Source organism: Stutzerimonas stutzeri, from assembly GCF_051028275.1.
GTDB classification, from domain to species: domain Bacteria; phylum Pseudomonadota; class Gammaproteobacteria; order Pseudomonadales; family Pseudomonadaceae; genus Stutzerimonas; species Stutzerimonas stutzeri_AS.
This window is the reverse complement of sequence record NZ_CP069269.1, coordinates 2550787-2562500: the sequence shown is the minus strand read 5'-3', so window position 1 is coordinate 2562500 and position 11714 is coordinate 2550787. Positions and strand designations below refer to the sequence as shown.

3 protein-coding genes, 2 tRNA genes and 2 rRNA genes (1 of these 7 running past the window's edge) are annotated in these 11714 nt (G+C 53.4%); all 7 read left to right on the top strand.

Annotated features, from left to right (window positions below; all coding sequences use genetic code 11):
• Positions 1-54: transfer RNA gene (locus JQR87_RS11650), tRNA-Ile, on the top strand (it extends 23 nt beyond the left edge of the window).
• Positions 55-84: 30 nt separating this feature from the next.
• A tRNA-Ala gene (locus JQR87_RS11645) sits at positions 85-160 on the top strand.
• Between the two features lie 251 nt (positions 161-411).
• A 23S ribosomal RNA gene (locus JQR87_RS11640) occupies positions 412-3302 on the top strand.
• Between the two features lie 154 nt (positions 3303-3456).
• A 5S ribosomal RNA gene (gene rrf / locus JQR87_RS11635) occupies positions 3457-3572 on the top strand.
• An 807-nt stretch (positions 3573-4379) separates the two neighbouring features.
• A complete protein-coding gene (locus tag JQR87_RS11630; RefSeq protein ID WP_407297022.1) occupies positions 4380-4958 on the top strand; it encodes an acyltransferase in 579 nt (192 codons plus the stop codon).
• Positions 4942-6081: a dTDP-4-amino-4,6-dideoxygalactose transaminase gene (gene rffA, locus JQR87_RS11625; RefSeq protein ID WP_407297024.1), complete on the top strand. Its 1140-nt coding sequence runs from the start codon at positions 4942-4944 to the stop codon at positions 6079-6081. The genes JQR87_RS11630 and rffA overlap by 17 nt, the downstream gene beginning before the upstream one ends.
• 17 nt (positions 6082-6098) lie before the next feature.
• Entirely contained in the window at positions 6099-11549 is a 5451-nt protein-coding gene (locus tag JQR87_RS11620; RefSeq protein ID WP_407297026.1) for a TDP-N-acetylfucosamine:lipid II N-acetylfucosaminyltransferase, read from the top strand.
• Positions 11550-11714: the final 165 nt, after the last annotated feature.

Here is an 11714-nt window from a genome sequence, read left to right as displayed (position 1 = left end):
AGCGCACCCCTGATAAGGGTGAGGTCGGCAGTTCGAATCTGCCCAGACCCACCAATTGTCATGGGATGTGGCCGATCTGTAGATGGGGCCATAGCTCAGCTGGGAGAGCGCCTGCCTTGCACGCAGGAGGTCAGCGGTTCGATCCCGCTTGGCTCCACCATTAACTCGATAATCGCTGAAAGCACAGAAATGAATAGACTCAGTTGAGTGTATTGATTTCTGGTCTTTGCGCCAGTAACCGTTCTTTAAAAATTTGGGTATGTGATAGAAGTAGATTTGGGTAATTACTTTCACTGGTGATTATTCAAGTCAAGGTAAAATTTGCGAGTTGCTCGACAGAGCAAGGTTGCGGATTTTCGGCGAATGTCGTCTTCACGTTATAGACAATAACCAGATTGCTTGGGGTTATATGGTCAAGTGAAGAAGCGCATACGGTGGATGCCTTGGCAGTCAGAGGCGATGAAAGACGTGGTAGCCTGCGAAAAGCTTCGGGGAGTCGGCAAACAGACTTTGATCCGGAGATCTCTGAATGGGGGAACCCAGCCATCATAAGATGGTTATCACACATTGAATATATAGGTGTGTGAGGCGAACCAGGGGAACTGAAACATCTAAGTACCCTGAGGAAAAGAAATCAACCGAGATTCCCTTAGTAGTGGCGAGCGAACGGGGACTAGCCCTTAAGCTTCTTTGATTTTAGCGGAACGCTCTGGAAAGTGCGGCCATAGTGGGTGATAGCCCTGTACGCGAAAGGATCTTAGAAGTGAAATCGAGTAGGACGGAGCACGAGAAACTTTGTCTGAATATGGGGGGACCATCCTCCAAGGCTAAATACTACTGACTGACCGATAGTGAACCAGTACCGTGAGGGAAAGGCGAAAAGAACCCCGGAGAGGGGAGTGAAATAGAACCTGAAACCGTATGCGTACAAGCAGTGGGAGCCTACTTTGTTAGGTGACTGCGTACCTTTTGTATAATGGGTCAGCGACTTATTTTCAGTGGCGAGCTTAACCGAATAGGGGAGGCGTAGCGAAAGCGAGTCTTAATAGGGCGTCTAGTCGCTGGGAATAGACCCGAAACCGGGCGATCTATCCATGGGCAGGTTGAAGGTTGGGTAACACTAACTGGAGGACCGAACCGACTACCGTTGAAAAGTTAGCGGATGACCTGTGGATCGGAGTGAAAGGCTAATCAAGCTCGGAGATAGCTGGTTCTCCTCGAAAGCTATTTAGGTAGCGCCTCGTGTATCACTGCTGGGGGTAGAGCACTGTTTCGGCTAGGGGGTCATCCCGACTTACCAAACCGATGCAAACTCCGAATACCAGCAAGTGTCAGCACGGGAGACACACGGCGGGTGCTAACGTCCGTCGTGAAAAGGGAAACAACCCAGACCGTCAGCTAAGGTCCCAAAATCCTGGTTAAGTGGGAAACGATGTGGGAAGGCTTAGACAGCTAGGAGGTTGGCTTAGAAGCAGCCACCCTTTAAAGAAAGCGTAATAGCTCACTAGTCGAGTCGGCCTGCGCGGAAGATGTAACGGGGCTCAAACCAGGTACCGAAGCTACGGGTTCATCGTAAGATGAGCGGTAGAGGAGCGTTCTGTAAGCCTGTGAAGGTGAGTTGAGAAGCTTGCTGGAGGTATCAGAAGTGCGAATGCTGACATGAGTAACGACAATGCGAGTGAAAAACTCGCACGCCGAAAGACCAAGGGTTCCTGCGCAACGTTAATCGACGCAGGGTGAGTCGGTCCCTAAGGCGAGGCTGAAGAGCGTAGTCGATGGGAAACGGGTTAATATTCCCGTACTTCTAGTTACTGCGATGGGGGGACGGAGAAGGCTAGGCCAGCTTGGCGTTGGTTGTCCAAGTTTAAGGTGGTAGGCAGAGATCTTAGGTAAATCCGGGGTCTTAATGCCGAGAACTGATGACGATCCTTCTTTTAGAAGGAGAAGTGGTTGATGCCATGCTTCCAGGAAAAGCCTCTAAGCTTCAGGTAACTAGGAACCGTACCCCAAACCGACACAGGTGGTTGGGTAGAGAATACCAAGGCGCTTGAGAGAACTCGGGTGAAGGAACTAGGCAAAATGGCACCGTAACTTCGGGAGAAGGTGCGCCGGTGAGGGTGAAGGGTTTACCCCGTAAGCTCATGCCGGTCGAAGATACCAGGCCGCTGCGACTGTTTATTAAAAACACAGCACTCTGCAAACACGAAAGTGGACGTATAGGGTGTGACGCCTGCCCGGTGCCGGAAGGTTAATTGATGGGGTTAGCGCAAGCGAAGCTCTTGATCGAAGCCCCGGTAAACGGCGGCCGTAACTATAACGGTCCTAAGGTAGCGAAATTCCTTGTCGGGTAAGTTCCGACCTGCACGAATGGCGTAACGATGGCGGCGCTGTCTCCACCCGAGACTCAGTGAAATTGAAATCGCTGTGAAGATGCAGTGTATCCGCGGCTAGACGGAAAGACCCCGTGAACCTTTACTATAGCTTTGCACTGGACTTTGAATTTGCTTGTGTAGGATAGGTGGGAGGCTTTGAAGCGTGGACGCCAGTTCGCGTGGAGCCATCCTTGAAATACCACCCTGGCAACTTTGAGGTTCTAACTCTGGTCCGTTATCCGGATCGAGGACAGTGTATGGTGGGTAGTTTGACTGGGGCGGTCTCCTCCTAAAGAGTAACGGAGGAGTACGAAGGTGCGCTCAGACCGGTCGGAAATCGGTCGTAGAGTATAAAGGCAAAAGCGCGCTTGACTGCGAGACAGACACGTCGAGCAGGTACGAAAGTAGGTCTTAGTGATCCGGTGGTTCTGTATGGAAGGGCCATCGCTCAACGGATAAAAGGTACTCCGGGGATAACAGGCTGATACCGCCCAAGAGTTCATATCGACGGCGGTGTTTGGCACCTCGATGTCGGCTCATCACATCCTGGGGCTGAAGCCGGTCCCAAGGGTATGGCTGTTCGCCATTTAAAGTGGTACGCGAGCTGGGTTTAGAACGTCGTGAGACAGTTCGGTCCCTATCTGCCGTGGACGTTTGAGATTTGAGAGGGGCTGCTCCTAGTACGAGAGGACCGGAGTGGACGAACCTCTGGTGTTCCGGTTGTCACGCCAGTGGCATTGCCGGGTAGCTATGTTCGGAAGAGATAACCGCTGAAAGCATCTAAGCGGGAAACTTGCCTCAAGATGAGATCTCACTGGAGCCTTGAGCTCCCTGAAGGGCCGTCGAAGACTACGACGTTGATAGGTGGGGTGTGTAAGCGTTGTGAGGCGTTGAGCTAACCCATACTAATTGCCCGTGAGGCTTGACCATATAACACCCAAACAATTTGATGTTTGTGTGTCAGACGGTCGAAGTCGACAACAAACCGAAAAGACGCAACGCTCGCAAAGCGAACCGTACAAAGCAACACCATCACATACCTAATTAGGGGAAGCGACTCAACACCGAATCCCCAACCGAATTGCTTGACGACCATAGAGCGTTGGAACCACCTGATCCCATCCCGAACTCAGAAGTGAAACGACGCATCGCCGATGGTAGTGTGGGGCTTCCCCATGTGAGAGTAGGTCATCGTCAAGCTTCTACACCAAACCCCCGATCTTCTAACGAAGGTCGGGGGTTTGTCTTTGGGCTGCTGAAATGTTGCGCTTCGGCTGACAGGACGCCAGATAAGCTCCGGCCCCAGGGCTGATGTAAAGCGTTTGCAGTGTTCTGAGGCCGCCGCAAGGCTGCGCTTGCGATACCAATAACAGCCACTCAGTTGATGTGTACATCGACATCTGCGGCCCCTAGTCAGCCCTGACGGGCGGACGTCCGCGCACTTGGCCCAGGTGGAGGTTATTTCTCCATCTGAAGCTGGTAGGTGTAATCGGATGATAGCCAGGTCAGAATTTAATTCTGAGGTGACCTAGTAGTTTCCCGAAGACGCTTGGTCTTGGCGGGTGACGTACTTCAATATTAAGAATGCTCTGGTGTATCTGATCCGATAGATGCAAAGTCAAGGTGCTAGGGTACGGAACCTGCAGCGCTGGTGTGGCATGGCCATTGCTCTACAATAATAATCGACGAGAAATTGACAGCTGATGCACTGGTCTCGGTCACAGGAAGCGAAAGGGTGTGGTAGATATTTTGCTGGTAGCTTGAGTAGAAGGTAGCGAGGCATGACCTCTGCCTTAGCGGGTACGCTCTAACGCTCGTGTCTCTGGCGTACCGCCAACACTAGACTGCTGACTGACCCACGGTCGTAGGTCACTTCAAACATTTGGCTATTGGATGGCCGAGATCGTCTCAATTACCGTCTTCCATTTAGGGCGATGAAGCGAGTGGCTGAGCGCTTTTCACATAAAGGAAGCGGGAGTTGCCCTCACAGGGCTAATCGGAGCTGGCATGGGATATCTTGCTGAAGAACAGATCAGAGCTTTGGGATTCAAGTCTGTAGGTCGCAATGTTCGAGTTAGCGACCGGGCCAGTATTTACAATGCCGACCAAATAGAAATCGGCCATGACTCTAGGATTGACGACTTCTGCGTTGTTTCCGGTGTCGTGAAAATCGGGCGCAACGTTCACGTGGCTCCTCATTGCCTGGTAGCTGGTGGTGAAAAAGGCATTACGCTGGGTGATTTTTCAGGCTTGGCTTACTTTGTTCAAGTTTTTTCTCAGTCGGATGATTATTCAGGTCATAGCCTGACTAATCCAACTGTGCCAGCAGTCTATAAAAATGAGTTCAAGGCGGCAGTTTGCTTGGGGCGCCATGTAATAGTCGGGGCGGGCTCTGTAATTTTTCCAGGCGTACATATTGCGGAAGGTTGCTCGATAGGTGCCATGACGTTGGTCAACAATAGCACTACTCCGTGGGGAATATATGTGGGAAACCCCGCTCGGAGAATAAAAGAAAGAAGCCGGCGCTTGCTGGATCTCGAACAGGCCTTTCTTCGGGAGGTGCAAGATAATGATTCCTTTCAATAAGCCTTATCTGCATGGTCGGGAACTGGTTTACATCGCCGAGGCTGTAGCCTCGGGTAAAATTGCAGGCGACGGCTCGTTCACTCGTCGCTGCCATAAATTCTTCGAAGAGCGTTATGGTATTAAGAAGGCGCTGCTTACGACGTCCTGTACCGACGCACTTGAGATGTGTGCCTTGCTATTGGATATCAAGGAGGGGGATGAAGTTATCCTACCATCCTTCACCTTCGTTTCAACGGCAAATGCGTTTGCCATGCATGGCGCTCGCTTGGTTTTCGCCGACTCCTGTGATGACAATCCGAACATATCGGTCTATGAAATCGAACGTCTCATAACGGCCAGAACGCGCGCTATTATCGTCGTACATTATGCTGGCGTTGCCTGCGATATGACGAGCATCATGGCCCTTGCAGAGCGTCATGGCATCGTCGTAATCGAAGACGCCGCTCATGCCGTCGAGGCGACCTTTAATGGCCGGCCTCTGGGGACCATCGGTGCGTTGGCAACTTTCTCTTTTCACGAGACAAAGAATATTATTTCTGGTGAGGGTGGCATGCTTGCCATCAATGACGACCGTTTTAGTCAGCGTGCTGAAGTCATACGTGAAAAGGGAACAAACAGAAGCGCTTTCTTCCGTGGCGAGATAGACAAATATAACTGGGTAGACGTTGGATCCTCATATCTGCCTTCGGACATTATTGCCGCTTATCTCTATGCGCAGGTCGAGGTCATAGATGCTATACAGGCTAAGCGTATCGCCATTTGGCAGCGATACAATACCGCGTTCTCTTCGTTTCCTCAGCGAGGCATCGGGCTTCCCACGATCCCGCAGTGGGGTTGTAATAATGCCCATATGTATTATTTGCTAATGCCTGATATAGAGACACGCACTGCCTTAATCAATGCCTTGAAACAGGAAGGCATTCTTGCCGTTTTCCACTATCAACCACTGCACCTGAGTCCTTATTACGGAAAGCAGCATGGCGATCGTGCTCTTCCAAATAGTGTCCGGTTTTCGGATACATTGGTGCGGATGCCTATTTATTACGAGCTTACAGATCAACAACAGGGCTATATAATTGAGCGCGCTCTGCAGGCTGTTCATAAGCTCACCGTCTACCCGTGATTTGGATGGCTGTAACTATGGATTCCAACTCTAAGTATGTTTGTCATTTCACTCCGGATGATAAGTTCATCGACATGGTGTTGGATGATTTCAGCCTTCTTCCGGCGCCCAGCCGCGTTTTCGTGTTCGGGCCGCCGCGGCAACTCTCCTATATAAAGTATCCAGATGTTGAGTTTGTTTCCTCGACAGAGGCGCGCGCGGAAGTATGTTCTGCGGGATGCGCTGCCGTCATAATCCATTCGCTTACCGCCGACTGCCTGGAGCTTTTGAAAGAGCTACCCTCTGATAAGTTGGTGGTGTGGCTTGGCTGGGGATATGACTACTACGATCTCTTGCTGAGTGATGCCTTTCCGCAGGGGCGCTTCCAGCCTGCAACCCGCTCGCTGCTGAGAGACCTTTATGGAGAGAGTTTTCCTGGCATGGCATGCAAGCGTGACGTTCCGCAAACTCTACGTGACTTGCTTAACAGGGTCGACTATTTCGCGTGTCTGGATACTGAGTACCAGCTAATCAAGCAGCATCATGCGTGGTTCCGGCCAAAATTGTTCTGGCCTTGGGGCTACGGCCATGCCGAGGATAATGGCTCCAGTTCAGGCAACGATATCTTAGTAGGAAACAGCGCGTCTCCAGAAAACAACCATCTTGATGTATTCAGATTTCTGCATGAAAGCCTGAGCTCTTCTGGGCGGCGCATCGTAGTGCCGCTCAGCTACGGGGATATGAACTATCGGCAGTATGTCGTCGATGCAGGTGTCGAGCTTTTCGGCAATGCTTTTCAGCCTCTGATGGGATATATGGATAGAGGGTCATACTTCGATACTCTCTCCTCCTGCGGCTATGTCTTCATGAACCACGCTCGGCAGCAGGCGGTGGGTAATATATCCTCTGCACTGTTGTCTGGGGCGCATGTTTTCATGAATCCATCGAGCCCTCTTTACAAATTGCTTCGGGAGCAGGGAGCTGAAGTAAGTGCCCTTGATGGCTCAGGCGTTGAGTTTGTACCCCTTTCGGTTGCACAACGACTAATCAATAAAACGGTGGCGCTGGGGACGTGGGGGCATGATGCTCACAAACGGCAAGCCATCAGTCTCGCGTTGCTGATTGAGCGACATCTCTCGCAAGGCCGGCATTCTCGAGCGGTGGTGTGTATGCCAAGGCCGGAACTGCCCTCAAAGTCTCCGTTCTTCAGCGTGGTCATGCCCATGTACAACCGCGAGCGCTACGTGAAAGAGGCGATCGAATCGGTGCTGGCGCAGGGTGACCCGGATTTTGAGCTGATCGTTGTAGACGATGGATCGACCGACCGTTCGCTGGATATCGTAGGTGAGATCAACGATCCGCGACTGCGGCTGTTGCGCAACCAACACGGTGGCGGCGCGGCCGCACGGAACACGGGGATCGATGCTGCGCGGGGCGAGTTCATCGTCTGGATTGACAGCGACGATCGGCAAGCGCCGGGCGCACTGGCCGCGCTGCGCAGGACCATCCAGGCCTGCCCGGACGCCGATGTCTATTACGGCGACTTGGAGATATTCGACGACACCCGTCCAGATAAATTGTGGCGTACCGAATATCCGGATTTCTATGGCGAGGCGCTGTTGCCACGGTTGATCCGTGGCAACTGCCTGCCCAATCCTGGCACGGCTGTGCGTCGGTCGCTATACCAACGCTACGGTGGTTACGACGTCGCCTTTGTCCGCTGCCATGATTTCCATATGTGGACTCGGCTTGCCGATGGTGCCCGCTTCAAGAAGGTTAACAACATCCTCTGCCACTGGCGTCAGCACGGCGAAAGTCTGTCCAGCGCCAAGACCCGTGCTTTCGAAGCCAAGGTCGCGCAAGACATGGTTGAGCGTTACCCCCCCAGCCGGCTATTCCCTGACCTGAATGATGATTCGCAAGGGCAGGGTGCGGCTCTATGGCGCGTGTCGCATATCCATCAGGAGCTGGGCGAGCCGGCTCAGGCGCTGCGTGCCGCCTATCGCGCGCAAGCGCTGGGCGTCGGCGATCAAGACCGGATAAAGGAGCTTGAACGCCTATCTGGTAGCCGCTACGAGCCGTTCTTCAGCGTCGTACTGACCACCTTCAATCGCCCTCAACTTCTGTTGGATGCACTTGCAAGCCTTGAAAAGCAACATTTCAGGGATTTTGAAGCCATTCTGGTCAACGATCATGGTGAGGAAGTAGAGGCATTTTTGGCGCGCTTCCCCTATTGCATCACCTATATTCGTCAAGGTCGGAACCGAGGGCCAGCAGCCGCACGAAACGCGGCACATCGCGTGGCTCGCGGGCGGTACGTGGTGTATTTGGACGACGACGACATTTTCCTGCCGGATCATCTCCAGACGCTGGCTGACGCACTGCAGGCTCATCCGGGCGAGGTGGTCTACACCGACGCGACGTTCGTGGCTGAAAGAATCGAAAACGGCATACGCCACTCCCTTCATGAGGAGCGGCGGTATCCGCATGGTGAATATTCACGTGAACGCTTGTTCGTCGACAACTATATACCCGTCAATACATTTGCCTGGCCACGTGCAGTGGCGGCTGAGGTCGGCGAATTCGACGAGACGTTGTCGGGATTAGAGGACTGGGATTTCTTGCTGCGACTGGCGACCAGGCTTCCTTTCCACCATGTGCCTCGGGAAACGGTGCAGGTGCGCATGCGAGTCGGCGACGCCGCGCCCGACCGTCGTTCTTTGCATGCTTTTAAAGATTACCCAGCGCTGTACCGTGAGCTTTACTCGCGGCATCCGGATCTGAACGATGCCAGTATCAAAAGCCAACGTGCGTCCAAGTTAACTCAGCTCGGACAGATGCCCAACGCAACTCCTGGGGATATCGTTCGAACCTGGCTCAAGGCGCGTCTGCCAGATCCTTTGCAGCAACGGTTGATCGAAGAGCATCTCGAGAACAACCAGGGTGGACCACGCATTGGTGTTCTGGTGCTTGATCTACAGGGTGACGTTGAGGCGGTCACGCAGACGCTAGCCAGTCTGCGAGGCGAGCAGCAAAGGTATCGGCACATCGAAGCAAAGGTGCTGACTATCGGTGATTTCGGCGGTGATGCGCCTGCTGGCGATGTGCTTAACCCGGTAACGCTGGAAAACTACATAGCGTCGCTTAATCAGGTCGCTGCGCAGCTGGACTGTGATTGGTGCTTGTTGGTGAAAGCCGGGGAGTGTTTTACAGCAAGCGGTCTATTAATTGCTGCACTTGAACTCGTCGCTGTGCCAGATTGCCGGGCCATTTATACCGACGAGATTCAAACTACCTCTACCGGTGAGCTGCTGCCCATCTTGCGACCAGATCTCAATCTCGATTTGCTGCTGAGTTTTCCCGCCAGCATGGGCCGCCACTGGTTCTTTAGACGCGACGTATTTACTGCTGCCGGCGGATTCGATCATGCATACCCAGATGCACTCGAGTTTGAATTGGTGTTGCGCCTTATCGAACAGGGTGGCCTGGACGGACTTGGGCATGTGTCCGAGCCGGTACTGATTACGACTGTGCTCCAACTGAAGAACAGCGACGATGAAATAAGGGCTATCAGGAAACACCTGAATGCCAGGGGGTATGCGCAGGCAGAGGTCGTCCCGTTCCTGCCGGGACGTTATCGGCTGCAATACGGGCATGCCACAGCGCCAGGCGTCTCGATCGTTATTCCTGCTATTGCACCTTTGGCCGCGTTTCAGCGGTGCATAGAAAGCATTCTGGAAATGACACGAGATGTCCCTTATGAGCTGTTGCTTTTTGCTAGAAAAGAGCAGGGCGATGAAATGGTAGCTTGGCTCGACAGCTTGAAAGCGATGGGCGAAGCCAACGTGCGAGTGCTGGACGACTGCGCGGCTAAAGGCTTACGGGCATCGCAAAACTACGCGGCTCAGCAAGCACGAGGGGACCATTTACTGTTCATCGCTGCCGATACGGCGGTTGTCATGGAGGATTGGCTCACCTCGATGTTGAATCATGCTCAAAGACCTGAAGTAGGCGCCGTAGGCGTCAAGATGGTCAGCTCGGCTGGAGAAATCCAACACGCCGGCTTCGTGCTTGGTTTGCAAGGCCCCGCCTGCTCTCCGTTCATAGGAGAGATGCTGGACGCTTCGGGTTACATGAATCGCCTTGAGGTTGATCAGAACTACAGCGCGGTCAGTGGCGCTTGCTTGATGATCGCTCGCGAGAAATTTCTAGAATTGGGTGGCCTGGATGAGTCGGATATCGCCGAGAGATGGGCCGAACTGGATCTCTGCCTAAAAGCTAGGCAGGCAGGCTATGTCAATGTCTGGACGCCACACGTCAGCGTTCTGAAAGATGGTTCCGATCAGCCGTTGAGCTCGACCGAGCAGGACGCACTTTATAGCCGTTGGCTTCCGGTTCTGGCGCGCGACCCGGCATACAACCGCAACTTCTCCCTGGTCAAGCCTGGCGGATTCAAGCTGGCGGATAATGCGCTATCGTGGCGTCCGACCTCCTCTTGGAAGCCGTTGCCAAACCTCCTTGTCCATCCTGGCGACATGTTCGGCTGTGGCCACTATAGGATGGTCTATCCTTTCCGTGCGATGCAAAGCGAAGGTTTGGCTGAGGGGGCCGTATCGGTAGGTCTGATGCACCCAACGGATCTGGAGCGCTACGAGCCAGACGCGATTATTCTCCAGCGACAGATAGGGGCTGACCGTATTGAAGCGATGCGGAGAATTCGAGCTTTTTCACGCGCCTTCAAGGTATATGAGCTCGACGACTATCTCCCGAATCTCCCAGTCAAGAGCGAGCACCGGGCGCAAATGCCGAGAGATATTGTTCGGTCGCTTCGACAAGGGCTCGGCTTCGTTGACCGCTTCGTCGTTTCTACTGAACCGCTGGCTGACGCGTTCAGCGGCTTTCATTCCGATATCGTGGTCATGCCGAATCGCCTCCCCGCCGATATATGGGGAAGCCTTGAGCGCACACGCACGCCTCGAACACGCATGAGGGTTGGTTGGGCGGGGGGATCTAGCCACACCGGTGATCTGGCGCTAATTGCCGATGTAGTCAAAGAGCTTTCTAAAGAAGTTGACTGGGTATTTTTCGGAATGTGCCCAGAATCGCTTCGACCTTATGTCAAGGAGTGGCATAAGGGGGTCAGTATCGAACATTACGCTTCCACGCTTGCGGCATTGGACTTGGACTTGGCCATCGCGCCGTTGGAGCACAACGTATTCAATACATGCAAAAGTAACCTGAAATTACTTGAATACGGCGCCTGCGGCTATCCTGTGGTGTGTACCGATATCGAACCGTACCGCGGCACGCTGCCGGTCACGCGGGTGAAGAATCGTTTCTCTGAATGGGTTGATGCCATACGCAGCCACATTGCCGAACGCGAAGCAGCCGTCCGCCTCGGCAGCGACCTTCGAGCAGTTGTTCGTCGTGACTGGCTACTGAGCGGCCGGCCGCTTGATGAATGGCTCAAAGCGTGGACCGAGGCGTGAACCAACCCCCGTTTCAATACCCATAAAAAGAGAGGTTCAGGCTCCCTGAGCCTCTTAGGCTGCGTCAATCATGTTGATCGGCAGCCGAAGGATGGAGCGGATTCCGTGAAAATTGAATTACTCGGTTCTTCGGCGCGCTGATCTAGCCCGTGTGATGCTGTTGAT

Excerpts from the sequence above, each read along its gene's own strand:
- JQR87_RS11630 (WP_407297022.1), top strand. The coding sequence starts at position 4,380 with ATGGGATATCTTGCTGAAGAACAGATCAGAGCTTTGGGATTCAAGTCT.
- JQR87_RS11620 (WP_407297026.1), top strand. The coding sequence starts at position 6,099 with ATGGATTCCAACTCTAAGTATGTTTGTCATTTCACTCCGGATGATAAG.
- rffA (WP_407297024.1), top strand. The coding sequence starts at position 4,942 with ATGATTCCTTTCAATAAGCCTTATCTGCATGGTCGGGAACTGGTTTAC.